A 25,752-nucleotide genomic window follows, 5' to 3' on the forward strand; every position below is an offset into this window, starting at 1 on the left:
ATCACCTCGCGCGTGAACCTCATCGCGGCCGTCACAGCGGTCTCGCCCGGCGCGAATGTCGCAGCCAGCACCGCATGGGGAGATGCAGTCATCCCATCGTGCCTACCACACATCGCACGGGCTTGGGGTAAATCCAAGGACAGGACTACGAGCTACTCAACGTGACAGACTTGAATCACTCGCGAAGGCCCAGGGCGAGTGAAGGAGGCCCCATGACCACGGCCAAGGCCGCGCCGACCCCGGAGGAGAGGACTTACACCGAGTCCGATCTCGTGCCCATTCTGGAGACTCTCTTCTCGTGGCGTGACGGCGATTTCCGGCGGCGGGTCCCCCACGCACCCCCGGGCATCCTGAGCGAGGTGCGGCTGCTGCTCAACGAGGTGGCCGACCGTCGCGAGCATCTCGCGAACGAGCTGGTCCGCGTACGTAAAGAAGTGGTCAAGGAAGGCCGCTTCAGCGAGCGGCTGACGCCCGGCCCCGGCGTGGGCGCCTGGGCCGAGAGCGTCGAGTCGGTCAACATGCTGATCGACGCCCTGGTCAGCCCGGTCAGCGGCGCCGCCGACGTCATCGACGCGGTGGCCAAGGGCGACCTGTCGCGGCGCATCGACCTCGACCGCTCGGCCCGCGGCGAGGTGCGCCGCCTGGGTAAGGCCATCAACGGCATGGTCGACCAGCTCGCGCTGTTCAACTCCGAGGTGACCAGGGTCGCCCGCGAGGCCGGCACCGAGGGACGGCTGGGCGGCAGCGCCAACCTGCGCGGCATGTCGGGAAGCTGGCGTGACCTCACCGAGGCCGTCAACACGATGTCCTCGCGCGTCGCGGCCCAGGTCCGCGACATCGCCGTGGTCACCACCGCGGTCGCCAAGGGCGACCTGAGCCGCAAGGTCACGGTCGACGCCGTGGGCGAGATGTTCGAGCTGAAGAACACCGTCAACACCATGGTCGACCAGCTCTCCGGCTTCGCCGAGGAGGTCACCAGGGTCGCCCGCGAGGTCGGCACCGAGGGTCAGCTGGGCGGCCAGGCCCAGGTCACCGGCGTGTCGGGTGTCTGGAAGGACCTCACCGACAACGTCAACTTCATGGCCAACAACCTCACCTCGCAGGTGCGCAGCATCGCGACCGTGGCGACGGCCGTGGCCCAGGGCAACCTGTCGAAGAAGATCACCGTCGACGCGCAGGGCGAGATCCTCCAGCTCAAGGACACCCTCAACACGATGGTCGACCAGCTCTCGTCGTTCGCCGACGAGGTGACACGCGTGGCCCGCGAGGTCGGCACCGAGGGCAAGCTGGGCGGGCGCGCCGAGGTCAAGGGCGTGTCGGGCGTCTGGAAGGACCTCACCGACAACGTCAACTCGATGGCCAACAACCTGACCTACCAGGTCCGCAACATCGCGCAGGTCACCACCGCGGTCGCCAACGGCGACCTCACCCGCAAGATCGACGTGGACGCCCAGGGCGAGATCCTGGAGCTCAAGTCCACCATGAACACGATGGTCGACCAGCTCTCGTCCTTCGCCTCCGAGGTCACCCGCGTGGCCCGAGAGGTCGGCACCGAGGGCCAGCTCGGCGGCCAGGCCCAGGTGCGCGGCGTGTCCGGCGTCTGGAAGGACCTGACGGACAACGTCAACTCGATGGCCAACAACCTCACCTCACAGGTACGCCAGATCGCCGCGGTCTCGTCCGCCGTGGCGCAGGGCAACCTGTCGAAGAAGATCACCGTCGATGCCCAGGGCGAGATGCTGCAGCTCAAGGACACCCTCAACACGATGGTGGACCAGCTCTCGTCCTTCGCCTCCGAGGTCACCCGGGTGGCCCGCGAGGTCGGCACCGAGGGCCAGCTGGGCGGCCAGGCCCGGGTGCAGGGCGTGTCGGGCGTCTGGAAGGACCTCACCGACAACGTCAACTTCATGGCCAACAACCTGACCTACCAGGTGCGCAACATCGCCGAGGTGACCACCGCGGTCGCCAACGGCGACCTCACCCGCAAGATCGACGTGGACGCCCAGGGCGAGATCCTGGCGCTGAAGACCACCATCAACCGCATGGTCGACCAGCTGTCCTCCTTCGCCTCCGAGGTCACCCGCGTGGCCCGCGAGGTGGGCTCGGAAGGCCAGCTCGGCGGCCAGGCCCGGGTCGAGGGCGTCGAGGGCACCTGGAAGCGGCTCACCGAGAGCGTCAACGAGCTGGCCGGCAACCTCACCACCCAGGTGCGCGCCATCGCCACCGTCACCAGCGCCGTCGCCCGCGGCGACCTCACCCGTTCGATCGCCGTCGAGGCGCAGGGCGAGCTGGCGGAGCTGAAGGACAACATCAACTCGATGGTGGCCAACCTCCGCGAGACCACCCAGGCCAACCAGGAGCAGGACTGGCTCAAGTCCAACCTGGCCCGCATCTCCCGGCTCATGCAGGGCCACCGCGACCTGTTCGAGGTGGCCAAGCTGACCATGAGCGAGCTGACGCCGCTGGTCTCGGCCCGCTACGGCGCCTTCTACGGCATCGACCCCGAGGGCGACCACGAGCTGGTGCTGATCGGCGGCTACGGCGTGCGGCCCGACAAGGCGCCGCGGCAGCGGTTCGCGATCGGCGAGGGCATCGTCGGGCAGGCCGCGGCCGAGGGCCGGCACATCGTGCTCGACGACGTGCCGCCGCAGTTCATCACGATCGACAGCGGGCTCAGCCAGTCCACGCCCGCGCAGATCGTGGTGCTGCCGATCCTGTTCGAGAACCGCGTGCTCGGCGTGCTGGAGCTGGCCTCGTTCACGCCGTTCGGCGAGGTGCACCTCGACTTCCTGCGCCAGCTCGTCGAGACCATCGGCGTCACCATGAACACCATCATCGCCAATTCCCGCACCGAGGACCTGCTGACCGAGTCGCAGCGGCTCACCCGCGAGCTCCAGGAACGCTCCGACGAGCTGCAGCGCCAGCAGGAGGAGCTGCGCAGGTCCAACGCTGAGCTGGAGGACAAGGCGGCGCTGCTGGCCAAGCAGAACCGCGCCATCGAGATCCAGAACTTCCAGATCGAGCAGGCCCGCCGCACTCTGGAGGAGCGCGCCGAGCAGCTCGCGGTCTCCTCGCGCTACAAGTCCGAGTTCCTCGCGAACATGTCGCACGAGCTGCGCACGCCGCTCAACAGCCTGCTCGTGCTGGCCAAGCTGCTGACCGAGAACGCCGAGGGCAACCTCACCTCGCAGCAGGTCGAGTTCGCCAGGACCATCCACAGCGCCGGCTCGGCGCTGCTCCAGCTCATCAACGACATGCTCGACCTGTCCAAGGTCGAGGCGGGCCGGATGGACATCCACCCGATCCAGGTGGCGCTGCCGAAGATGGTCGACCTGCTGGAGGCGGCGTTCGCGCCGCTCGCGCAGGACAAGGGGCTCGCGTTCACCGTCGACATCGAGCCGGACGTGCCGGGCGAGCTGCGCGCCGACGAGCAGCGGCTGCAGCAGGTGCTGCGCAACCTGCTGGCGAACGCGGTGAAGTTCACCCCGCGCGGCGAGGTCAAGCTGCGCGTGTCGATGGCGCCTCCCGGCGTCGACTTCGACGACGACACCCTGCACGACGCCCGCGACCTGCTGGCGTTCCAGGTGATCGACACCGGCATCGGCATCGCGCCCGACAAGCGCGACGTCATCTTCGAGGCGTTCCGCCAGGCCGACGGCACCACCAGCCGCAAGTACGGCGGCACCGGCCTCGGCCTCGCGATCTGCCGCGACATCGCCCGGCTGCTGGGCGGCGAGATCCACGTGGACAGCGAGCTGGGCAAGGGCAGCACGTTCACGCTCTACCTGCCCGCCTCCTACACCGGGCCGCTCGCGGCCACCGACGGCGGCGTGGCGCGGCGGCAGCTCATGAGCCCGCCCTCCGACGAGCCGACCGCGAACGTCGTGCCCGAGCCGCCGCTGCCGCTCGACCTGCCCATGCCGGAGCTGGTCGAGCCGCCGGTCGAGACCCCGTCGCAGTGGCAGGGCGACGACCCGCTCAACGGCGCCAAGATCCTCATCGTGGACGACGACATCCGGAACGTGTTCGCGCTGACCAGCGTCCTGGAGCGGCACGGCTCGACGGTCGTCTACGCTGAGAACGGCCGTGAGGGGATCGAGCAGCTCGAACGGAACGAGGACGTCGCGCTCGTGCTGATGGACATCATGATGCCGGAGATGGACGGCTGGGCCACCACTTCGGCCATCCGGCGCATGCCGCAGTTCGCCGACCTGCCGATCATCGCGCTCACGGCGAAGGTCATGCGCGGCGACCGCGAGAAGAGCATCGCCTCCGGCGCCTCCGACTACGTGCCCAAGCCGGTCGACGTCGACCGCCTGCTCGAACGCCTGCGGGGCTGGCTCAGCCGCGGCAAGGGCGCCGCATCCGACTCAGCCGCATCCGACTCATCAGGCGAAGGGGCGTGATCGTGCCGGATCGTGCCAAGATCCTGCTGGTCGACGACCGCGAGGAGAATCTCATCGCGCTCGAGGCCATCCTCAGCTCGCTCGACCTGGTGCCGGTGCGTGCCCGGTCGGGCGAGGAGGCGCTCAAGGCGCTGCTCAACACCGAGTTCGCGCTCATCCTGCTCGACGTGCGGATGCCGGGCATGGACGGGTTCGAGACGGCCGCGCACATCAAGCGGCGCGAGCGGACCAGGAACATCCCGATCATCTTCCTGACCGTGGTGGACAGCGCTCCCGACTACGCCTTCCGCAGCTACGCGGCGGGCGCGGTCGACTATCTCACCAAGCCGTTCGACCCGTGGGTGCTGCGGGCCAAGGTGTCGGTGTTCGCCGAGCTCTACACCATGCACAAGCGGGTGGCCGAGCAGGCGTCCCTGCTGCGCGAGCGGCTCACCGGCGAGCTGCCGCCCGGGGCCGGCGACCACACGTCGGTGCTGCCCGAGCTGTCGCGGCGGCTGACGGCGGTCGAGGACGAGCTGGCCCGGATGCGGGAGCTGGTCCGCAAGTCGCAGGACCAAGCGCTCGCCGCTCCGCTGTCCGATCTCACGGATCGGGTCACGCACCTGCGCGCCGGGTTCGACGCCCTGTCGGGCGGCTAGCTCCGGGCCCGCTCCAGGGCGTCCCAGAACCCCCTGCGCAGGGCGTGGCGCACCTCGTCGTGGAGCAGGAAGTCGATCGGCAGCGACGACCCCTGCAGCAGCCGCGCCTCCAGGTCGGACGGCATCCGGGGCTTGCGGGCGAGCACCGCCTCCAGCCACAGCGCGGGCGCGTCCCTGGCGACGGACTCGCCGAAGTCGTGCCCTTCGCGGTGGGCGGCCTTGACCGCGTCGGACAGCGTGGTGGCGCCGGCCGTGGCCGCCGCGGGGACGACCGGCGCGGCGTGCGGCCCCGAGTACGAGCCGTGCTGCGACGGCTGGTAGCCCCCGCTGCCGGACTGCGCGGCGAACTGTCCCGTGCTGGGCGACGGCGAGGGGGCCTGCTGTGCCGGCGGCGGTGCGGACGGCTGGATCGGGATGGGCCCGGTGGCCGGCGCCGGGGACGAGGGCTGCTCGATCTGGTAGTTGGTGTACGTCGGCAGCACCGGCGGCGTGGACGACTGCCCGCGCCCGGAGTGGGCCGAGCCGTTCGCGGAGTGCTGCCCGGTCGAGCCCGACGACCCGGCCGCGTGGCTCCCGGACGGTTGCGGCGCGGCCAGCGGCACCGAAGAAGGCAGGGAAGAGGGCAGGGACGAGGGCGGCGGCGACGGGGGCGGCTGCGCGGGCGGCAGGGCGTGGGTGCCCTGGCCGTTGGTCAGCGGCTGGGCCTGGTGATGGTGGTGCCCGTTGGACGACTCGCCGACGCCGGAGACCATCGCGACGTAGGGCCGCAGGTGCACCGCACCCAGCTCGACCAGGTCGTCGCACTCCTGTTGCAGCGAACGGGACACCGCCCACCCGCCCTCGGCGGCCACGTGGATGACCGTGACCCGGATGCCGAGGTCCTGCGCGTCGCAGACGACCTGCGTGAGGTCCTCGTCGCCGCTGACGACCACGGCGTCGCAGATGGCGTTGTTGCGGGCGAGCGTCATGAGGTCGCGGTGGACCTGGGCGTCCACGCCCTCGCGCCGGCCGGGCCTGATGCGCGACAGCCTGAGCTTGAGCCCCGGTATGTCGGCCAGCGCGTCGTGCTCCGGCGTGCGCCGGCCCTCGACCGTGGCTTCGTACCAGTAGCAGCGCAGCAGCGGCAGCCCGGTGCGCTCGCGCGACAGGCCGGTCATGAGCTGGAGCAGCCCCGGGTAGTCCCAGGCGACCGCTTCGCGATGGCGTGTGCCGTGCACGGCCATCGCTCCGTCTGCCAGCAGATAGCCGGCGTCCACGAACAGCGCGCAGCGATCCACTGACACCGCCCCTTTCCTGGTGGTCCGACCTTGCTGGCTCTGCACCGTCAGAGACCGGATCCGGCGGCCCTCTCTCAGGGTAATGAAAGCAGGTGATCGTCCGAGGGTTAATCCCGACGATTCGCCCCTCGGCCGTCGATGCGCTGGGTCGCCTAGGCGAACCGTACCAGTTTGTCCCTTTCGCGGTCACGAGCGTGCCCGTACGCTCAGCGCCGCCACCCCGAACATGACCACGTCCTTGTCGGTGGCGATCGTCAGCCCGGGATCGGCCCCCAGCTCCGCGCCGACCGTGTCGACGTCCACGCCGAACGTCATCTCCGCCACCCCGCCCGAGGAGCCGTCGAAGACGTTGGACCGGTCGCGGTCGCCGCCCGCCGGGGTGAGGGCGCCGCTGCCGAGGGAGACGCGGTCGCCCGCGAGGCCGGCGTCGCCCTCCCAGGTGACCAGCTCGGCCCGCGCGGGAGCGGCCGCGGGGGTGAGGCCGCCGATCGGCAGGCGTACCCGCCGTCGCGGCCCGCCGACGACGGTGGCGCTGTCGAGGACCACGGCCTGGCTGTACGGCTCGCGCGGATCGGTGACGACCAGCACCAGGCTCCACCCGGCGTGCCCCGCCGTCCCCTCCATGACGGGCGCGTCGGCCGCCCACCACAGGCCACTCCTGCGCGCACCGGCCGCCAGCATGCTCACGTCGGCGAACGCCTGGTAGACCGGCCCGTTGGGCAGCTCGCGGACGGCCGCGTTCGACGGGTGGACGGTGACGTACGACCCCCGCCCCGGCGGACGCACCCTGATCGGCCCGGCCCGGTCGCCGCTCGCCGACCAGTAGAGCCCGGCCCACACCACCCGCCCGCCCTTCGGCAGGACGAGCCGGGCGGGGCTGGAGCAGCGGGTCGCCGGATCGTCGTCGCGGTCGAGCGGCTCCATCGGCCACAGGTCGTTGTCCCGCTGGTCGCCCTGCCGCCGCCGGGCCTCCGGGCAGCCCTCCCGCTCCTCGGGGCAGGTCAGCAGGGAGTTGCCGACCGCGCGTACGGTGACCCTGCCCTCGGTGGCGAACCTGGCGGGCGCGCCGCTCGCGCGCACCCCGTCCTCGGCCCGCGCCAGCACCCGCAGCGCCCCGGCCTCGACCCGCAGCGCGGGCCCGGCGCCCTCGGGCGCGTTCTCGTCGACCCGCACCCGCAGGAACACCGCCGTGCCCGTGCCGGGCGGCAGCGGCGCCCGCGCGCACCGGGCGCCGCCGCCGGTGGGGCGGCAGGTCCAGCCGTCGGCCGTGCCGGCCGGGCCGTGGAGCGCGGCGGCCTGGTGCCGGCGGGCCGTGGGGATGAGCGTGACGCCCTTCGGCAGCTCGACCAGCGCGGCCACCTCGCCGCTGGGCGCGTCGCCGTCGTTGCGCAGCCGGACGCCGACGATGCCGGGCTGGGCGCGGACGAGCGCGCCGAGCGGCTCGACGGCGGCCCGCAACCGGGCCTGACCGGACGGGCTGCGCGCCGGCCCAGGGGCCGGCGGCGACACCAGCGCGCGACGCCCGACCGGCCCCAGCTCGGGACCCCCGACCGGCCCCATCAGGTACGGCCCCAGCTCGGAACGCCCGACCGGCCCCAGCAGGTACGGCGCCAGCTCAGGACTCCCGCCAGGCCCCAGCGGGTACGGCCCCAGCTCGGAACCCCCGCCAGACCCCAGCAGGTGCGGTGCCAGCTCGGAACGCCCGACCGGTCGTGGCGGTGACGGAGGAGACGGCACCGGCGCGGCCGGTTTCATCGCCGTCGAGGCCGCCACGGACCGGCCGGCCGGCTCGTCGGCCGACATCAGGAACAACGCGGCCGTCATCGCCGCCGCGACCGCCGCGCCACCGCCCAGCGCGGCCCGCCGTCGCCGCGCCGCCCGCCGGAGCGCGGCGAGGACCCCCAGCAGCCCGGCCGCGCCGCCCGTGCCCTTGGCCAGCGCCGCGGCGTAGCCGCCGAAGAGCGGGCCGACGTAGAGCGGCCCCACCATCACCCGCAGCCCGCGGTTGACGTCGGCCAGCTCCAGCAGCACGCCGTTGCACTCCTCGCAGCGGCTGACGTGCTCGTCGACCACCCGGGAGTCGCGCCGCGCCAGCCCGCCCCGCACGTACGCGCCCATCCTGCCGAGCGCCGGCCGGCACTCGCGCCGCGGCCGCGAGCCGAGATGCACCTGGAGGTACGCCTGCCGCAGCCCCTCACGCGCCCGGTAGGCGAGGGCGGCCACGCCGTTGGCCGACAGGCCGAGCAGCGGCGCGACCGCGGCGGGCCGGCACCGCTCGACCTCGACGTGCCAGAGCACGGCCCGCCACCGCTCGGGCAGCGACAGGTAGGCGCGGGCGACGATCGACCTCTCCAGCCCGACGAGCGCGGGATCGACGAAGGGCGCGCCGGGGTCGTAGTCCTCGATCTCGCCGTCGGCGAGCCCGCCGCTCTCGATGCGGGAGCGGTCGTGGACGGTGCGGCGCACGACGGTCAGTAAGTAGGTGCGGAAGCTCCACTCGGGGCCTCGGCCCCGGCCCACGAGGTCGAGGACCTTGGTGAACGCCTCGGCGACGACGTCCTCGGCCTCCGTGCCGCGGACGAGCTGGCGGGCCAGCGCCCTGGCCGCGGCCGCGTGCCGCCGGTAGAGCAGGCCGTAGGCGGCGGCGTCGCCCTGTGCGGACGCCCGCAGGAGATCCGCGTCGCTGCGCGGCGGTTCGACACTCATGGTGACCTCGCGATTACGTGGCGTTGCCTCGCGCATACATTCCGCAGTCCCCGTCTTGGCTAAACCGGGAGACCTGCTTTGGCCGCGAAGCCGTACCGGCGGGGTCGGGGCTGATCAGGACCCTAAGCTTGGAGGCATGACAGACCGCGACAATCTGCTGGCCGAGATCAAGAAGAAGGCCGTCGTCCACGGCAAGGTCACGCTCTCCTCGGGCATGGAGGCCGACTGGTATCTCGACCTGCGGCGGATCACGCTCGACGGCGTGGCCGCGCCCCTCGTCGGCAAGGTGATGCTCGACCTGACCGACGACCTCGGCTACGACGCCGTGGGCGGCCTCACCCTCGGGGCCGATCCGGTGGCGGCCGCCATGCTGCACGCGGCGGCGGCGCGCGGGCGCGCGCTCGACTCGTTCGTGGTGCGCAAGGCCACCAAGCAGCACGGGCTCCAGCGGCGCATCGAGGGGCCCGACGTGGCCGGGCGGCGGGTGCTGGCCGTGGAGGACACTTCGACCACCGGCGGGTCGGTGCTGACCGCCGTGGAGGCGCTGCGCGAGGCCGGGGCCGAGGTGGTGGCCGTGGCCACGATCGTCGACCGGGGGGCGCGCGATCGGGTCGTCGGCGAGGGGCTGGAGTATCGCACCGCGTACACGCTGGACGACCTGGGGCTCTGACCGGCGCTCAGCCGGAGGCGCGCACCGTGAACGCCTGCCTGGCGCCCGGCTCGCCCTGCGGGCGGGGCAGGCCGTTCTCGGTGACGCGGACGGTGCCGCCGTCGCTCACCACGACGTCCAGCTCGTCCTCGAAGTAGTTGACCTCTTCGCCCCTGCTCATCTCGCGGTGCTGGAGCACGTCGCCGCCCGGCACGCGTACGGTGACGGTGGGGCACGTCTCCGCCAGGCACTCGATGCGCACGGTCGGCACCCGCGCGTCCGGCTCGCCCACGGGGGTGGCCGGCGCGGAGACCCGCTCGCGCTCGGCCTGTGACGGCGCGCTGAGCGTGCCGATCAGCGCCCGCGCGCCGATGACCAGGAGTGTCACCAGGGCGCCCGCCGCGACAACGGCCAGCGCCATGCGGGCGAGACCCATCGGATCCGACCTGTGGCGTCCCACACAGGGAGCGTAGCGCGTGGTGTGCGGCTCTTCCGGATCTTCTCCTGCTCAGGATCTCAGAAAGGGTCGCCGACGCGGTGGTGCTTGCCGTTGGGGGCTGGCAGCCGCTTGGCCTCGCGGCGCTTCTTGACCACCTCGACGATGATCGGGATGAGCGAGATCAGGACGATGACGAACACGCCCGGCAGGACGTACTTGTCGATTTGCTTCGGGTCGACCTGGCCGCCGAGGAAGTGGCCGAGCAGGAGCAGGCTCTCGACCCAGACGACGCCGCCGATGACGTTCCAGACGAAGAAACGCCGGGGGTGCATCTCCAGGACGCCCGCGACGGGATTCATGAACGTACGGACGATCGGCACGAACCTGGCCAGGACGACCGCCTTGGCCGGACCGAACTTCTCGAAGAACTCCTCGGCCCGGAGCACGTGCTCCCTCTTGAACAACCGGGAATCGGGTTTGTCGAACATCCTCCGCCCGAAACGCGCCCCCAGGAAATGCCCGAGCTGGGCCCCGGCGACGGCGCACAGCGGGGTGCCGACCACCAGGAGGGGGAAGGAGAGCGGCTCGATGCCCATGCCCGTCGCGACGGACGCGGAGCTGAAAATCCCCGCGGCCACCAGCAACGAGTCTCCGGGCAGGAAGAACCCGAGCAGCAGACCCGTCTCTGCGAAGATGATGGCCAGCACGCCGATCGTGGCGAAAGTGCCGAGAATGGTCAGCCACCACGTCGGGTCGAGGAGATTCAAAAGCCAGTCCACGGGGCAGAGCCTACCGTCAGCGGGCATGCGTGACGTGTTCCCCGCACGGGCGTTGTCTCTACCACGCCGGGTAGTGAGCCGGAATACTGGGCCCTGGCGTACAGCCGTTACTTCTCAGGGAGATGAATCATGCCTATCGCGACTCCAGAGGTCTACGCTGAGATGCTCGACCGGGCCAAGGCCGGCGGATTCGCCTACCCGGCGATCAACGTGACCTCATCGCAGACGTTGAACGCCGCCCTGCGGGGGTTCGCCGAGGCGGAGAGCGACGGCATCGTCCAGGTCTCCACGGGCGGCGCCGAGTTCCTGTCCGGCACGACGGTCAAGGACATGGTCACGGGCGCGACCGCGCTGGCCGAGTACGCCCGCATCGTCGCCGACAAATACCCGGTCACCGTGGCCCTGCACACCGACCACTGCCCGAAGAACAAGCTCGACGGCTTCATGCGGCCGCTGATCGACATCTCGCTGGAGCGGGTGTCGAAGGGCCTCGACCCGCTCTTCCAGTCGCACATGTGGGACGGCTCCGCCGTGCCGCTGGAGGAGAACCTGGAGATCGCCCAGGAGCTCCTCGACAAGTGCGCGCGGGCGCGGATCATCATGGAGATGGAGATCGGGGTCGTCGGCGGCGAGGAGGACGGCGTCGTCGGCGAGATCAACGAGAAGCTCTACACCACCAGCGAGGACGCGCTCGCCACCGCCGAGGCGGTCGGCGTGGGCGACCGCGGCCGCTACATGCTGGCCGCGACCTTCGGCAACGTCCACGGCGTCTACAAGCCGGGCCACGTCAAGCTGCGTCCGGGCGTGCTGAAGGAGATCCAGGAGGCGGTCGGCGCCAAGTACGGCAAGGACAAGCCCTTCGACCTGGTCTTCCACGGCGGCTCCGGCTCGACCCTGGAGGAGATCCAGGAGGCCATCTCCTACGGCGTGGTGAAGATGAACATCGACACCGACACGCAGTACGCCTTCACCCGCCCGATCGCCGACCACATGTTCCGCAACTACGACGGCGTGCTCAAGGTGGACGGCGAGGTCGGCAACAAGAAGACCTACGACCCGCGCTCGTACGGCAAGGCCGCCGAGACCGGCATGGCCGCCCGCGTCGTCGAGGCGTGCCAGCACCTCAAGAGCGCTGGGACGAAGATCTCGTAGCCACGCGCCTGGCCCGGCGGGTATGACTTGTCCTATGGATAACCTTCTCGCCGGGCCGCCCCCGACTCATCTGCCGGACCTGCCCGAGGCCAGGGAAGCGCTGGAGTCCGGCGCCAAGGCCTCCGACGTGGCCGCCCGCTACCCCGCCCACCCGGCGGCGTGGGCCGCGCTGGCGGAGGAGTACTTCGCCCAGGGGCACGCGGTCACCTCCTACGCCTTCGCGCGCACCGGCTACCACCGCGGCCTCGACCAGCTCCGCCGCAACGGCTGGAAGGGACACGGGCCCATCCCCTGGGAGCACGAGCCCAACCGCGGCTTCCTCCGCTGCCTGTACGCCCTGTCGAGGGCCGCCCAGGCGATCGGCGAGAAGGACGAGGCCGAGCGCTGCCTGCAGTTCCTCAAGGACAGCACCGAAACCGGCTACGAAGCGCTGGCGAAGGGGTAGCAGCGCACGGCCCCCTTGGGACGAAAGGACACGTTCGGGTAGTCTCTCTACGCAAGAGCCCCTGTCGCGCTTGCGCCAGGGGTTTCGTTTTGTGCTCGGGAGACTGAACCATGCCGGCTGCCGTTCTCGTTGGTGCCCAGTGGGGCGATGAGGGCAAGGGCAAGGCCACCGACTTGCTCGGTGGCGACGTCGATTACGTCGTCCGCTATCAGGGGGGCAACAACGCGGGCCACACGGTCGTCATCGGCGACCAGAAGTACGCGCTGCACCTGCTGCCGACGGGCATCCTGTCGCCGGAGGTCGTCCCCGTCATCGGCAACGGCGTGGTGATCGACCCCGGCGTGCTGCTCAGCGAGATCGACGGTCTCGCCGCGCGCGGGATCTCCGCCGAGCGGCTGCTGATCTCGGCGAACGCGCACCTGATCATGCCGCACCACAAGGCCCTGGACAAGGTCACCGAGCGCTACCTCGGCAAGGCCAAGATCGGGACGACCGGGCGCGGCATCGGGCCGGCCTACGGCGACAAGATCGCCCGGATGGGCGTGCGGGTGCAGGACCTGCTCGACCCCGGCATCCTGGCCAAGAAGATCGAGGTCGCGCTGACCGAGAAGAACCAGGTGCTCACCAAGGTCTACAACCGGCGCGGCATCGAGCCGCAGGCGGTGCTGGAGGAGTACCTCGGCTACGCCGAGCGGCTCAAGCCGCACATCGCCGACACCTCGCTGGTGCTGTCGAAGGCGCTGGACGAGGACAAGTTCGTGCTGCTGGAGGGCGGGCAGGGCACGCTGCTCGACATCGACCACGGCACGTACCCGTTCGTGACGTCGTCCTCGCCGACCTCGGGCGGCGCGTGCGCGGGGGCGGGCATCCCGCCGAACCGGCTCACGAAGATCATCGGCATTCTCAAGGCGTACACCACCCGTGTCGGCTCGGGCCCGTTCCCGACGGAGCTGACCGACGAGATGGGCGACTGGCTGCGCACGACCGGCGGCGAGTACGGCGTGACCACGGGCCGCAACCGCCGCTGCGGCTGGTTCGACGCGGTCATCGCCCGCTACGCCACCCGGATCAACGGCGTCACCGACTACTTCCTCACCAAACTGGACGTGCTGTCCGGCCTGGAGCGCATCCCGGTCTGCGTGGCCTACGAGGTGGACGGCGTCCGCCACGACGAGATCCCCATGACGCAGACCGACTTCCACCACGCCAAGCCCATTTACGAGGAGTTCCCGGGCTGGCAGGAGGACATCACCGGCGCCAAGACCTTCGCCGACCTGCCGCCGAGCGCGCAGGCGTACGTGCGGACGCTGGAGGAGATGAGCGGCGCCCCGATCAGCGCCATCGGCGTGGGCCCCGGCCGCGACCAGACCTTGGTGGTCCGCCCCCTGGTCTGACCGGGATCGGCGGGGATGGAATGTTCCCTCCCCGCCGATCTGCAGAGGTCAACAGTCTTGATATGCGCTTCAAAGCATGGTCAACGACGTTACTCTTGGCTGACAGCGAGGCCTGTTCAAGGCTCAACCCGAACGGCTGGCGCGTCGCGCGCCGAAAAAGCCGTGCCCCGGGCGGCATGCAGAGCAGAGGCGGACCCGGGGCGTACGAATTCAGCCTACCCCAGGATGCCGCTGCACGTCAGTCACCCCCTATGGAGATGCCGTCATGCTGCCATCCTGGATCGAACGGACGGTCTCCGCACCTCGGTTCGCCCCCTACCTCGGCATGTTCCGGGGCGATGGCGCAGCCGCCTGGGAACTTTACCGATGGAACATCCAGGTGTCCGCAGCGTTCTACGGTCCCCTGCACTGGCTTGAGATAAGCCTGCGCAATGCGGAACACGACCAACTGCGCGCGCATTACCGGCGTGCCGATTGGTGGCAGGTGGCGCCTTTGCGCCCCAGCCAGCGACGCAGGATAGACAAAGCGATGGATGACCTGCGTGACAAGGGCGACCACGACCCCTCCGCCGACGCCGTGGTCGCCGAGCTGTCGTTCGGCTTTTGGGTGTCATTGCTGAACCGCACCTACGACCGTCACCTCTGGGTGCCAGCTCTGCACCGGTCGTTCCCCTGCTATTCGGGCAGCAGGGAGACGCTACGGGACAGTTTGCAGGCCATGGTCTTCCTGCGTAACCGGATCATGCACCACGAGCCCATCCATCATCGCCACCTCGCGGCCGACCACACCAAGATCTGCCGCCTGCTCGGCTACCTGGAACCGGAGGTCGCACGGTGGCTGAGGATCCATGACGAGGTGTCCTTTGTGCTCGCACAACGTCCGGGACGCACCGCTGGGAAGGGTGACCCGGCGGCCGCCGGCTAGGCGGCGGTGAGGACGGCGGCCGTCATCGGGGTGTGGAGGGTCCAGCCCAGGGTTTCGTAGAGGGCCTGGCCCTCGGCGGTGGCGACGAGGACGCCGGCGCGCGCTCCGCGGCGGGCGGCGTGGGTCGCGAGCGTGCGCATCACGGCGGAGCCGAGGCCGCGGCGGCGATGGTCCGGCGCGGTCTCCACCTGGTCCACGACGGCCGTCCCGCCGGCCACGGCGAACTGGCCGCGGGCGGCGACCTCCCCGGCCGGGGTCAGCAGGCGGGCGGCCGTGACGCCGGCCCGGGTGGTGACCGCCAGGGCGTAGCCGGCCGGGGGCTCGGGCGCCGCCACGCGGGCCAGGCCGGTCAGGCGGGCGGTCATCATGTACTCGTGGTCCTTGACCAGCCAGGGCCGCGGCAGCAGCGGGGCCATCGTGTCGGCTGGGGCGCAGAGCTTGAGCCAGGTGCCCGGCGTGGTGAGGGTGGCGGTCAGGTGGCGCACGGTCTCCGGCGTGGGGTCGGCGACGATGTGGCGGGCGACGTGGCCGGGGAGTCCGACGTCCACGCGCAGGCCCCACGGTACGCGTACCGGCTCCGGGGCGTTGCGGGAGATGACCCAGCCATCAACCCATGCCCGAACTATTGGGAAATGGGCAGGTTTAAGAACCTTTGCCATAGAGAACAGCCTATTGTCCCTTGAGTAGCGCCCGACCGGGCGTAGCAGGATAAAAAGGACACGGCGTGGCACTGCCTCTGGACCCCCCGCTCCAGATAGGGTCCCGGTGTGCGCGTTGAGATTCATGGTCACCGGGGCGCCCGGGGCCTGTGGCCGGAGAACACCCTGCCGGGTATGAGCCGCACGATGGAGCTCGGCGTTCACGCGCTGGAGCTCGACGTGGCGCTCACCGCCGACCGGCGTCTCGTGCTCACGCACGACCTGACGGTCTCCGCGGTGACGAGCGCCGACCGGCGGCCGCTGCGCGACGGCGACCCGCTCCACCCCTACGTCGGCAAGCCGGTCAACGCCCTCACGCTGGCCCAGCTCCACACGCTCGACGTGGGCGTACGGCTGCCGAAGCACCCCGGCGACCCGTTCGCGCTCACCCAGGTCGCCATGCCGGAGACCAGGATGCCGACGCTCGGCGCGGTGCTCGGGCTGGTCAACGCCTACGACGCCGAGAGCGTGCGGCTGCACGTCGAGCTGAAGTCCGACCCCACGAGGCCGGAGCTGACGGCCGACCCCGGGATGTTCACCGAGCTCGTGGTGGACGAGCTCGACCGGCACGGCCGGCTCGGCAACGCCGCCGTGCTCAGCTTCGACTGGCGGATCATCCGGCATGCCGCGCGCCTCGCGCCCGGCACGCGGCGCTTCGCGCTCATCGAGCCCGACACCCTGCACTGGCACGACGACCTCGGCTCCGACGTGCCCGCCGCGGCCCGCGCTGCCGGGGCCACCACGCTCTCGCCCGAGCACGTCATGGTGGACGAGAAGCTGATGGCGCAGGCCGCCGCCGCCGAGCTCGACGTCGCCGTGTGGACGGTCAACGACGTCGCGCTCGGGGCCAGGATGCTCGACTTCGGCGTGTCGGGCATCGTGACCGACTACCCCGACCGGATGCGCGAGCTGTGGCGCGAGCGTGGGCTGGAGCTGCCGCGGCCCGTCGCCCCGCTCAAGCCGGTCGGCGTCTGAGCTTCGGCGACCCTGGTCAGAGCCAGCCGTTGCGGCGGAAGCCGCGGTGCAGCAGCACACAGGCGGTGATCATCACGGCCAGCACCGCCGGATAGCCCCACACCTGCTTGGTCTCCGGCATGAAGTCGAAGTTCATCCCGTAGATGCCCGCGATCATGGTGGGCACCGCCAGGATGGCCACCCACGAGGAGATCTTGCGCATGTCCTCGTTGGCGAGGGCGTTCGAGCGCGCGAGCGCGGCCTGCAATATCGAGCTGCACAGCTCGTTGGAGGACTCCACCTGCTCGCAGACCCTCGACAGGTGGTCGCCGACGTCGCGGAAGTACTCGCGCATCTCGGCCGGGATCACCCGCCGCTGCGGCAGCGCGGACAGCGGCGCCTGCAACGGCGTGACCCCCCGCTTCATCTCCAGCATCTCCCGCTTGAGCTGGTAGATCCGGTTGATGTCGCGGGAGCTGACGTCGGCGAAGACGGTGGCCTCGACCTCTTCGAGTTCGAGCTGCATGAGGTCGGCCACCTGGAGGTACTGGTCGACGACGTGGTCGGCGATGGCGTGCAGCACGCCGGCCGGGCCGCGGTTCATCAGCTTGGGCTTGTCCTCAAGGCGCTCGCGCACGATCGTGAGCGGGCAGTGCTCGCCGTGCCGCACCGTGATCACGAAGTCGGCGCCGAGGAAGACCATGATCTCGCCGGTGGCGATGATCTCGGTGTTGTCGCTCGACTGGTCGTGGTCGAGGTAGGCGATGGTCTTGAGGACCATGAACAACGAGTCGCCGTACCGCTCGACCTTGGGGCGCTGGTGGGCCTTGACGGCGTCCTCGACGGCCAGCGGGTGCAGGCCGAACACCTCCGACAGCCACTCGACCTCGGGGGACTCGGGCTCGTGCAGGCCGACCCAGACGAAGGCGTTGGCGCCGTCGGAGTCCTTGTTGTGCTCGCGTACGAGGTCGAGCGCCTCGGCGATGCCCGTGGCCGGGACCTTCTTGCCCCGCACGTACGCGCCGAACTCGACGACGGACCGCGTCGGCGGCACGCAGGGAACGGCGGCGGGCTTCACGATCGGGTGAGCGGCCCGCTGCACCGGGTAACGGTTGATTCGACGGAAAAGCGTGGACGAGCGCATGGCAGTCCCTTTCCGCCCGACATGGCGCGCTCCACGCGACGAAAAAGTCACCTCACTGGCGTGGAGGCACGATCAGGCTGCCTGATTGGAGTGGTCGGGGGCATACGGGAAGTACGTGCATGAGTGGCACGTACTGCTGGGATCACCAGGATTCATCCCGGACCACCTCCAATCGCAAGAGACGCCGCAAAGCCGCCTTAACCTACCACAGGCGGTTGAACGTAAACGACGATACCGTTCCGGCGGCACACCGCTCAGGGAGAACCGCACGAAGTTCATCGGCGTTCATCGGCGTTCATCGGCTCTTCCGGCAATCGGCGCATCCGAGACCTGCACCGGCCAGCGGTCCCCCGGGCCTGCGACAATGGAGCCCGTGCGCGTTCTAGTCATTGGATCCGGAGGGCGTGAGCACGCCCTGTGCCGTTCGCTGAAGCTCGACCCGCAGGTCACCGAGCTGCATTGTGCCCCCGGCAACGCGGGCATCGAGCAGGTCGCGACCGTCCACGCGGTCGACCCGCTCGACCCCGGGCAGGTGGCCGAGCTGGCCACGCGGCTGCGGGCCGACCTCGTCGTGGTCGGGCCCGAGGCCCCGCTCGTGGCAGGCGTCTCCGACGCGGTGCGCGAGGCGGGCATCGCCTGCTTCGGGCCCTCGCGCGACGCGGCCATGATCGAGGGCTCCAAGGCGTTCGCCAAGGAGATCATGATGGCCGCCGACGTGCCCACCGCGCGGGCCCGCACCTGCTCCACCGAGCAGGAGGCCGCCGCGGCGCTCGACGAGTTCGGCGCCCCCTACGTCGTCAAGGACGACGGGCTCGCGGCCGGCAAGGGCGTCGTGGTCACCGACGACCGCGAAAAGGCGCTGGCGCACGCGCGGGCCTGCGAGCGGGTGGTGATCGAGGAATACCTCGACGGCCCCGAGGTGTCGCTGTTCGCGCTCTGCGACGGCAGCACGGCCGTGCCCCTCCAGCTCGCCCAGGACTTCAAGCGCGCCTACGACGGCGACGAGGGACCCAACACCGGCGGCATGGGCGCCTACACGCCGCTGCCCTGGGCCCCCGAAGGGCTGACCGACCAGGTCATGCGGGAGATCGTGCACCCCACGATGGCCGAGCTGTCCCGGCGCGGGCTGCCCTACCAGGGGGTCCTCTACGTCGGGCTGGCCCTGACGGCGAAGGGGCCGAAGGTCGTCGAGTTCAACGCGCGCTTCGGCGACCCCGAGACCGAGGTCCTGCTCGACCGGCTGGAGACGCCGCTCGGCGGGCTGCTCATGGCCTGCGCCACCGGCGAGCTGGGGCTCGACCCGGTGTTCAAGCCGGGCGCGGCGGTCACCGTCGTGATCGCGGCCGAGGGCTACCCCGAGGCCCCGGTCAAGGGTGACCCGATCACCGGGCTCGCCGACACCGAGCACGCCTATGTCCTGCACTCCGGCACCGTCCGCGAGGGCGGCGAGGTCCGCTCCGCGGGCGGTCGCGTGCTGGCCGTGGTCGGCAACGGTCCCGACCAGGAGAGCGCCCGCGCCAACGCCTACGACCTGGTGGCCCGCATCGGGCTGCGCGGCTCCCACCACAGGACGGACATCGCCCGATGAAGCACGTGCACTCCGGCAAGGTACGCGACCTCTACGAGACCGACGACGGCCTGCTGCTCATGGTGGCCTCCGACCGGATCTCCGCCTTCGATTACGTGCTGCAGCCCGACATCCCCGACAAGGGGGCCATTCTCACGCAGCTCTCGCTGTGGTGGTTCGACCAGCTCAAGGACATCGTGCCCAACCACGTGGTGGCGCCCGGCGACGAGGCGCGCGGCGTGCTGTGCCGGCCGCTGCGGATGGTGCAGGTCGAGTGCGTGGCGCGCGGCTACCTCGCGGGCGGCGGGCTGAGCGAATACCGCGCGAGCGGCGCGGTCTCCGGCGTGCCGCTGCCCGAGGGGCTGGAGGACGGCTCGCGGCTGCCCGAGCCGATCTTCACGCCGTCCACCAAGGCGCCGCAGGGCGAGCACGACGAGCCGATCCCGTACGAGCGGGTGGTGGCGGAGATCGGCGCGGAGACCGCCGAGGAGCTGCGCAGGATCACGCTGGCCGTCTACACGCGCGGCGCGCGGATCGCCGCCGAGCGCGGCATCATCCTCGCCGACACCAAGATCGAGCTGGGCTGGGACGCCGACGGCGTGCTGACGCTGGGCGACGAGGTGCTGACGCCCGACTCCTCACGGTTCTGGCCGGCCGACGAGTGGCGTCCGGGCCGGTCCCAGCCGTCTTTTGACAAGCAATATGTACGCGACTGGCTACTTTCGCCCGAATCCGGATGGGACAAATCCTCCGGAAACCCCCCACCTCGTCTTCCGGACCATGTCGTCGAGCGCACCCGGCAGCGATACCTAGAAGCATATGAGCGGCTCACGGGGGCTCCCTTTAGCGGATGATTCGGCTGGGTCATCTGGTGCGAGCGACTACTGTTGGCCCGATCGACCCTTCCCCGTGATTTCAAGGAGCCGCACGAAATGGTCCGTTACCGCGTGCGCGGTGGCAACGCACTGCGTGGAACCGCGTTCATCCAGGGCGCGAAGAACGCCGTGCTACCCATGATCGGTGCGGCCCTGCTCGCCGCCACGGGGCGCACCGTCCTGCGCAACGTGCCGATCATCGAGGACGTCCGGCGCGCGGTCGAGCTGGCCGAGGCCGTGGGCGCCTACGTCGAGCTGCACGAGTCCGAGCGCACGCTGGTCATCGACGCCTCCAGGGTGAGCAGCCCCGTGCTGCCCGCCGAGATCGCGCGACGCTTCCGCGGCTCGGTGCTGTTCACCCCCGCGCTGCTGCACCGCCTCGGCGAGGCGATCGTCGAGGGGGTCGGCGGCTGCAACCTCGGCAGCCGCAACCTCGACTTCCACTACCTCGGCTACAAGCGCCTCGGCGCGATCGTGGACGAGGAGGAGACCGTCATCCACGTCAAGGCCAGCGGCCTGACCGGCGCGACGCTCTACCTCGACACCCCGTCCCACACCGGCACCGAGAACCTCATCATGGCCGCCTGCCTGGCCAAGGGCACGACCGTGATCGAGAACGCCGCGCTGGAGCCTGAGGTGCTCGACGTCATCGACATGCTCACCAAGATGGGCGCGCGCATCAGCGGCGGCGGCACCGGGTTCATCACCGTCGAGGGCGTGGAGGAGCTGCACGCGGTCGAGCACACCGTGATGCCCGACCGGCTCGACGCCGGCGTCTTCGCGATGGCCGCGGCGATCACCGGGGGCGAGCTCAACCTCGTCGGCACCGGCCTCGACCTCGGCGTCGTGCGCTACAAGCTGGAGCAGATGGGCGTCGAGTTCGCCCGCCAGGGCGCGGTGCTGCACGTGCGCTGCGAGGGCCCGCTGCGCCCGATCAACATCATCACCGACACCTATCCCGGTTTCGCCACCGACCTCCAGTCGCCGATGATGACGGTCGCGGCCCTGGCCGAGGGCACCAGCTACATCCACGAGCGCATCTTCGACGGCCGCTTCGCGCTGGCCGGCGAGCTCAACAAGATGGGCGCCGACGTCGAGGTGGACGGCAGCCGCGCGGTGGTGCGCGGGCGCACCCCGCTGACCGGCGCCCAGGTGACCGCGCACGACCTGCGCTCCGGGATCGCGCTGGTGCTCGCCGGCCTCGCGGCCGAGGGCGAGACCGTCATCGACTCGGGTTACCTCATCGACCGCGGCCACGCGCATCTCGCCGCGCGAATGCGCGCGCTCGGCGCGGACATTACACGAGAGATTTCCGAACGCTAAAAAACGGCGGAAAAACCTCGCTGAGCTGCTAGGACATACTGCCGGGCGGTCAACCAGAACGGCTTTCCGGAAAAGTCGGGCGTGACATTACGGCCCCCGCGAGCGATCGTTCCAAAAGAGAGCATTGCAACGGACGGCAGGATGGGACGAACATTGGTCGAGAGGGCCGAAGAAACTCCCCGAGTGTCACGCCCGGGCGCCATGACCCCGGACCTCACCATCGGCGTGGTCGGACCCCACGACCTGGTCGAGCGGGTCATGCTGATGGGTCACGCCGCTGCACCGCTGCCGTGTCGCCTTGTCGCCGCCGCTTATCGCGACGAGCAGGAGGCGCCCGACAAGGTGACGCGGCTGGGTCCAGGTGTCGACGCGTGTCTGTTCGCCAGCCCGGTCCCCTATGACCTGGCGCGGCGTTCCGGCGTGTTGACGATGCCCGCGACCTACGTACAACTCGGCGGAGCGGCATTGGTGGCGGCGTTGGCGAAGGCGGCGCTGGACACTCGGATCGACCCCCAGAGGGTCAGCATCGACGTGATAAGCCGGGCGGACGTCGAGGAGGCGTACACCGACCTCGGCATCCCGGCCACGGACGTGCACAGCCGCGACGAGCCGGGAGCGACCGGCACGATCGCGGCCTACCACGAACGCCTGGCCCGCCAGGGGGTCACCACGGGGGCGCTCACCTGCCTCCCCGCGGTGGCCGAACGCCTCAACGCGGCGGGGGTGCCGGCCATCAGGATCCGGCCCACCTCGGCGGCGGTGCGCACGGCGCTGCACACGGCGGCGCTGCTCGGCGCGCACCACCGGCTGGAGGAGTCGCAGCTCACCGTGGTGCTGGTGGAGGTGCCGACGCTGCGCGAACCCGTGCGCCGCGCCGCGCCCCGCTACTGGCGCGACGAGCTGCGGCTGTCTCTGCACCGGCTGCTGGTCCAGGAGGCGAACCGGATCAACGCCACCGTCTGGCCGATCGACGATCACAGCTACCTGGTCACCGCGACCAGGGGCTCGATCGCGGCGGCCACCGACGGGTTCCGGGTGTTGCCGTTCGCCGCCAGGATCCGCGACGAGCTGGGGCTGGCGGTCGAGGTGGGCGTGGGCATGGGGCGCACGACGCACGACGCGGAGTCGCACGCGCGGGCCGCGCTGGCCCGCACCCAGGCGGGCAAGCAGGCACAGGGCTTCGCCGTGGACCGCGAGGGGCGGGCGCTCATCCCGGCCCCGCGGATGCCACCGGCCGGGGCCACCGCGCTGAAGCCGAAGGGCGTGGAGGTGCTGGCCAGGCTGGCGGCGAAGCTGGAGGGCGGCGACACGGTGGTGGACGCGGAAGGAGCGGGCAAGATGCTGGGGGTCACCCCCCGGACGGCCCGGCGGTTGCTGCGCACGTTGGTTGACGAGGGACTCGCGTGGCCGCTACCGCCCAACCGCACCCCGCAGCCGGGCCGCCCCCGGCAGCTCTACCGGCTGATCGTGGAGAAGCTGGGCCCGAGGTGACCCGCTCCGGCGGGGTCGGTCCTGCACTGGGCAAGGGGTCGTGGTGACCGGCGTTTTGACCGACGCTGTCACCTTTGCGCACCTGCGCATTGACTCTTGCCGAGTTGTTGGTTGACCCGGCCGGATCCGGGTATGTTCTCGGACGCCCCCGATCGACACGATTCGGACGGGGGCGCCAACTTTTTCGGCCACCGGCCGCCAGAAGGCCGCTGCGCGGCGCTGTAGTGGCGCTGCGCGGCGCCGCCGGGCCCGTGACGGGTTCCGGTCAGCATCCGCAGGCGATGGCTTCCACCGGTGCCGTGAGCGCGTCGACCGGCCGGCGGCTGACGCCGGAGGCGGTCTCGACCGCGAAGCCCTCCCGCGCCCAATACTCGAAGCCGCCGATCATCTCCTTGACCTGATAGCCGAGCCGGGCGAACTCCAGGGCGGCGCGGGTCGCGCCGTTGCAGCCCGGCCCCCAGCAGTAGGTGACCACCCGGGCGTCCGGCGGCACGAGCCCGGCCACCCGCGCGGCGATCTCGCGGGTGGGCAGGTGGACCGCGCCCGGCAGGTGCCCCTGGTCCCAGCTCTCCCGGCTGCGGGAGTCGACGACCACGAGGCCGGGCAGGCCGGCGGCGAGGTCGGCGGCGACGTCGGAGACGTCGGTCTCGAACGTCAGGCGGGCGGCGAAGTGGGCGACGGCCTCAGCGTTGGGAGCAGGCGGGTTGACGGCGGACATGGGACTCCTCCCGGTACGGACTTCCGGACGCCGCGATCCTGGCAGCCCGTACAGGGACCCCGACAGTGGCACGAATGCCCACTATCGCTCATATTTCGCCACTCGTCCCACAGTCCGATACCCGCGAGCGTTCTGTCGCACCCGCCCGGTAAAGTCATGAGCCATGACTGGCAACGCTGCTGACACCCCCCGCCCCCTGATGGTCTGGGGCGCGTTGGCCATCGTCTACGTGGTGTGGGGCTCGACCTACCTCGGCATCAAGTTCGCCATCGAGACCATGCCCCCGATGCTCAGCGGCTCACTCCGGTTCGTCGTGGCCGCCCTCCTGCTCGGCGCCTTCCTCCTGGTCAAGAACGGCACCGCGCCCTTCCGCATGTCGGGCCGCCAGCTCGGCGGGGCCGCGCTGGTCGGGCTGCTGCTGCTGACCGGCGGCAACGGCATGGTGGCCGTGGCCGAGCAGCACATCTCCACCGGCCTCGCCGCGCTGCTCGTCGCGTCGGTGCCGCTCTGGCTGGTGGTGTTCCGCATCGCGGCCCGCGACCGGCCCGCGCTGCTCACGCTGCTGGGCGTGCTGGTCGGCTTCGGCGGGGTCGCCGCGCTGTCGCTCAGCGGCGGCGGCGAGACGGCGAGCACCACCGGGATCGTGGTGATCCTGGTGGCCTCGCTGTCGTGGTCGATCGGGTCGTTCCTGTCGGCGCGCATCCCGATGCCGCCCAACGTGTGGGCGGCCAGCGCGGTCGAGATGGCGGCGGGCGGCCTCGGCCTGCTGGTGGCCGGGCTGTCGTTCGGCGAGCGGCTCGACGTGGCGGCGGTCTCCGGGCGCTCCTGGGCGGGCCTCGTCTACCTGATCCTGGTGGGCTCGCTGGTGGGCTTCACCGCCTACACCTGGCTGCTCGGCAACGCGCCCATCTCGCTGGTGTCCACCTACGCCTACGTCAACCCGGCCGTCGCGGTCGTGCTCGGCGTGCTCGTGGTCAACGAGGTGGCCACGCCGCAGATGATCGCCGGTGGCGCGGTCATCCTGGTGGGCGTCGCCCTGGTGGTCTCCACCGAGCGACGCGCCAAGGTCAGGACGGCGGCCACCGCCGAAGAGGTCAAGGTCTAGCGGCGAAGCTCTCCGCGGCGGCCAGGAAGGCGTCGTTCGCCTCGGGGTCGGCGATCGTCACCCGGCAGCCCTCCGGGTGGAACGGCCGCACCGCGACGCCCTCGGCCGCGCAGGCCGCGGCGAAGTCGGCGGTGCGCTCGCCGAGCCGCAGCCAGACGAAGTTGGCCTCGGAGTGCGGCACCGTCCAGCCCTGCGCGGCCAGCGCCTCGCTCACCCTGGTGCGCTCCTTGACCACCCGCTCGACCCGCTCCAGCAGCTCGTCCTCGGCCTGGAGCGAGGCCACGGCGGCGAGCTGGGCGAGGCTGTTGACGGCGAACGGCACGGTGGTCTTGCGCACCGCCGAGGCCACCGGCTCGTGCCCGATGAGGTAGCCGACCCGCAGGCCCGCCAGCCCGTACGCCTTGGAGAACGTGCGCAGCACGCACACGTTGGGCCGGTCGCGGTAGAGCTCGACGCCGTCGGGGACGTCCTCGTCGCGGACGTACTCGCGGTAGGCCTCGTCGAGCACCACCAGCACGTCCTCGGGCACCCGGTCGAGGAAGGCCGTCAGCTCGCGGCGGCGGATCGCGGTGCCGGTCGGGTTGTTGGGGTTGCAGACGAAGATCAGGCTCGTCCGGTCGGTCACGGCCTCGGCCATGGCGTCGAGGTCGTGGTCCTCGCCCGCGAGCGGCACGCGTACGGACGTCACCCCGGCGAGGTCGGCCAGCAGCGGGTAGGCCTCGAACGAGCGCCAGGCGTAGACGACCTCCGCGCCGGGCTCGCCCACCGCCTCCAGGAGCTGCTGCGCCACCGTCACCGAGCCTGGCCCGGTGGCCACGTGCTCGGCCGGCACGCCGTAGCGCGCCGCGATCGCCTCGGTGAGCGCGACCGCGCCGGCGTCGGGATAGCGGTGGATCTGCCGCGCGCCCTCGGCGACCGCCTCCACCACGGACGGCAGCGGGTCGTAGGGCGACTCGTTGGAGGAGAGCTTGTAGGACCGCCCGTCGGGTGCGGCGACCGCCTTGCCCGGTTTGTACGGGGCCATGCTGTCCAGGATCTGGCGGAAACGAGGCATGCCCCTACCTTAG

General features: G+C 71.0%; 21 protein-coding genes. 13 read left to right on the forward strand and 8 right to left on the reverse strand.

Features of this window, described 5'->3' with window-relative positions:
* The first annotated feature begins 212 nt into the window (after positions 1 to 212).
* Together ACBR40_RS30120 and ACBR40_RS30125 are read left to right on the forward strand one after the other, a co-directional pair.
* Positions 213 to 4,406 carry a HAMP domain-containing protein gene (locus tag ACBR40_RS30120; protein ID WP_371250928.1) on the forward strand — a complete coding sequence of 1,398 codons (4,194 nt, stop codon included), beginning with the start codon at positions 213 to 215 and terminating at the stop codon, positions 4,404 to 4,406.
* A 2-nt stretch (positions 4,407 to 4,408) separates the two neighbouring features.
* Entirely contained in the window at positions 4,409 to 5,044 is a 636-nt protein-coding gene (locus ACBR40_RS30125; RefSeq protein ID WP_344208559.1) for a response regulator, read from the forward strand.
* Here ACBR40_RS30125 and ACBR40_RS30130 read toward each other — a convergent pair.
* Together ACBR40_RS30130 and ACBR40_RS30135 are read right to left on the reverse strand one after the other, a co-directional pair.
* Entirely contained in the window at positions 5,041 to 6,321 is a 1,281-nt protein-coding gene (locus ACBR40_RS30130; RefSeq protein WP_371251030.1) for an NYN domain-containing protein, read from the reverse strand. The two genes, ACBR40_RS30125 and ACBR40_RS30130, sit on opposite strands and share 4 nt — an antisense overlap.
* Positions 6,322 to 6,507: 186 nt before the next feature.
* A complete protein-coding gene (locus tag ACBR40_RS30135; protein WP_371250929.1) occupies positions 6,508 to 9,027 on the reverse strand; it encodes a sigma factor in 2,520 nt (839 codons plus the stop codon).
* Between the two features lie 136 nt (positions 9,028 to 9,163).
* Here ACBR40_RS30135 and pyrE point away from each other — a divergent pair, with 136 nt between their 5' ends.
* Positions 9,164 to 9,697 carry an orotate phosphoribosyltransferase gene (gene pyrE / locus ACBR40_RS30140; RefSeq protein ID WP_371250930.1) on the forward strand — a complete coding sequence of 178 codons (534 nt, stop codon included), beginning with the start codon at positions 9,164 to 9,166 and terminating at the stop codon, positions 9,695 to 9,697.
* Between the two features lie 7 nt (positions 9,698 to 9,704).
* Here the strand turns inward: pyrE and ACBR40_RS30145 are convergent, their stop codons facing one another.
* Complete coding sequence (locus ACBR40_RS30145; protein ID WP_344208565.1) at positions 9,705 to 10,112, reverse strand: hypothetical protein; 408 nt, start codon at positions 10,110 to 10,112, stop codon at positions 9,705 to 9,707.
* Between the two features lie 80 nt (positions 10,113 to 10,192).
* Positions 10,193 to 10,894 carry a DedA family protein gene (locus ACBR40_RS30150; RefSeq protein ID WP_371250931.1) on the reverse strand — a complete coding sequence of 234 codons (702 nt, stop codon included), beginning with the start codon at positions 10,892 to 10,894 and terminating at the stop codon, positions 10,193 to 10,195.
* Between the two features lie 129 nt (positions 10,895 to 11,023).
* Here ACBR40_RS30150 and fbaA point away from each other — a divergent pair, with 129 nt between their 5' ends.
* From fbaA to ACBR40_RS30170, 4 genes are all read left to right on the forward strand, one after another.
* The gene (fbaA, locus tag ACBR40_RS30155) at positions 11,024 to 12,046 is read left to right on the forward strand and encodes a class II fructose-bisphosphate aldolase (protein ID WP_344208569.1); all 1,023 of its coding nucleotides are present in this window, start codon (positions 11,024 to 11,026) and stop codon (positions 12,044 to 12,046) included.
* 34 nt (positions 12,047 to 12,080) lie between these two features.
* Positions 12,081 to 12,491, forward strand: coding sequence for a DUF3151 domain-containing protein (locus ACBR40_RS30160; protein WP_344208571.1), 411 nt, complete (start codon positions 12,081 to 12,083; stop codon positions 12,489 to 12,491).
* 110 nt (positions 12,492 to 12,601) lie between these two features.
* Complete coding sequence (locus ACBR40_RS30165; RefSeq protein ID WP_371250932.1) at positions 12,602 to 13,885, forward strand: adenylosuccinate synthase; 1,284 nt, start codon at positions 12,602 to 12,604, stop codon at positions 13,883 to 13,885.
* Between the two features lie 265 nt (positions 13,886 to 14,150).
* On the forward strand, positions 14,151 to 14,810 hold the full coding sequence (locus ACBR40_RS30170) for a hypothetical protein (protein ID WP_371250933.1): 660 nt from the start codon (positions 14,151 to 14,153) through the stop codon (positions 14,808 to 14,810).
* On the opposite strand, the gene ACBR40_RS30175 is transcribed toward ACBR40_RS30170, so the two are convergent.
* Complete coding sequence (locus tag ACBR40_RS30175) at positions 14,807 to 15,358, reverse strand: GNAT family N-acetyltransferase (RefSeq protein WP_371250934.1); 552 nt, start codon at positions 15,356 to 15,358, stop codon at positions 14,807 to 14,809. The genes ACBR40_RS30170 and ACBR40_RS30175 overlap by 4 nt on opposite strands.
* Before the next feature lie 219 nt (positions 15,359 to 15,577).
* On the opposite strand from ACBR40_RS30175, the gene ACBR40_RS30180 reads away from it, so the two are divergent.
* A complete protein-coding gene (locus tag ACBR40_RS30180; RefSeq protein ID WP_371250935.1) occupies positions 15,578 to 16,483 on the forward strand; it encodes a glycerophosphodiester phosphodiesterase family protein in 906 nt (301 codons plus the stop codon).
* Between the two features lie 16 nt (positions 16,484 to 16,499).
* Here the strand turns inward: ACBR40_RS30180 and corA are convergent, their stop codons facing one another.
* Complete coding sequence (corA, locus tag ACBR40_RS30185) at positions 16,500 to 17,564, reverse strand: magnesium/cobalt transporter CorA (RefSeq protein WP_344208579.1); 1,065 nt, start codon at positions 17,562 to 17,564, stop codon at positions 16,500 to 16,502.
* A 415-nt stretch (positions 17,565 to 17,979) separates the two neighbouring features.
* Here corA and purD point away from each other — a divergent pair, with 415 nt between their 5' ends.
* From purD to ACBR40_RS30205, 4 genes are all read left to right on the forward strand, one after another.
* Positions 17,980 to 19,194 (forward strand): phosphoribosylamine--glycine ligase, encoded by a 1,215-nt coding sequence (gene purD, locus ACBR40_RS30190; protein ID WP_371250936.1) that lies wholly within the window; start codon positions 17,980 to 17,982, stop codon positions 19,192 to 19,194.
* Positions 19,191 to 20,027, forward strand: a complete 837-nt coding sequence (locus ACBR40_RS30195; RefSeq protein ID WP_371250937.1) for a phosphoribosylaminoimidazolesuccinocarboxamide synthase — start codon at positions 19,191 to 19,193, stop codon at positions 20,025 to 20,027. Before purD ends, ACBR40_RS30195 begins: the two co-directional genes overlap by 4 nt.
* A 78-nt stretch (positions 20,028 to 20,105) precedes the next feature.
* Positions 20,106 to 21,371 (forward strand): UDP-N-acetylglucosamine 1-carboxyvinyltransferase, encoded by a 1,266-nt coding sequence (gene murA / locus ACBR40_RS30200; RefSeq protein ID WP_371250938.1) that lies wholly within the window; start codon positions 20,106 to 20,108, stop codon positions 21,369 to 21,371.
* Between the two features lie 201 nt (positions 21,372 to 21,572).
* Positions 21,573 to 22,862, forward strand: a complete 1,290-nt coding sequence (locus ACBR40_RS30205) for a GTP cyclohydrolase IIa (RefSeq protein WP_329592708.1) — start codon at positions 21,573 to 21,575, stop codon at positions 22,860 to 22,862.
* A 265-nt stretch (positions 22,863 to 23,127) separates the two neighbouring features.
* On the opposite strand, the gene ACBR40_RS30210 is transcribed toward ACBR40_RS30205, so the two are convergent.
* A complete protein-coding gene (locus ACBR40_RS30210; RefSeq protein WP_371250939.1) occupies positions 23,128 to 23,580 on the reverse strand; it encodes a rhodanese-like domain-containing protein in 453 nt (150 codons plus the stop codon).
* Positions 23,581 to 23,743: 163 nt separating this feature from the next.
* On the opposite strand from ACBR40_RS30210, the gene ACBR40_RS30215 reads away from it, so the two are divergent.
* Positions 23,744 to 24,685: an EamA family transporter gene (locus tag ACBR40_RS30215; protein ID WP_371250940.1), complete on the forward strand. Its 942-nt coding sequence runs from the start codon at positions 23,744 to 23,746 to the stop codon at positions 24,683 to 24,685.
* Here the strand turns inward: ACBR40_RS30215 and hisC are convergent.
* Positions 24,675 to 25,739: a histidinol-phosphate transaminase gene (gene hisC / locus ACBR40_RS30220; RefSeq protein ID WP_371250941.1), complete on the reverse strand. Its 1,065-nt coding sequence runs from the start codon at positions 25,737 to 25,739 to the stop codon at positions 24,675 to 24,677. The two genes, ACBR40_RS30215 and hisC, sit on opposite strands and share 11 nt — an antisense overlap.
* Positions 25,740 to 25,752: the final 13 nt, after the last annotated feature.

The sequence above is a fragment of the Nonomuraea sp. AD125B genome, assembly GCF_041402765.1.
Classification (GTDB): domain Bacteria; phylum Actinomycetota; class Actinomycetes; order Streptosporangiales; family Streptosporangiaceae; genus Nonomuraea; species Nonomuraea bangladeshensis.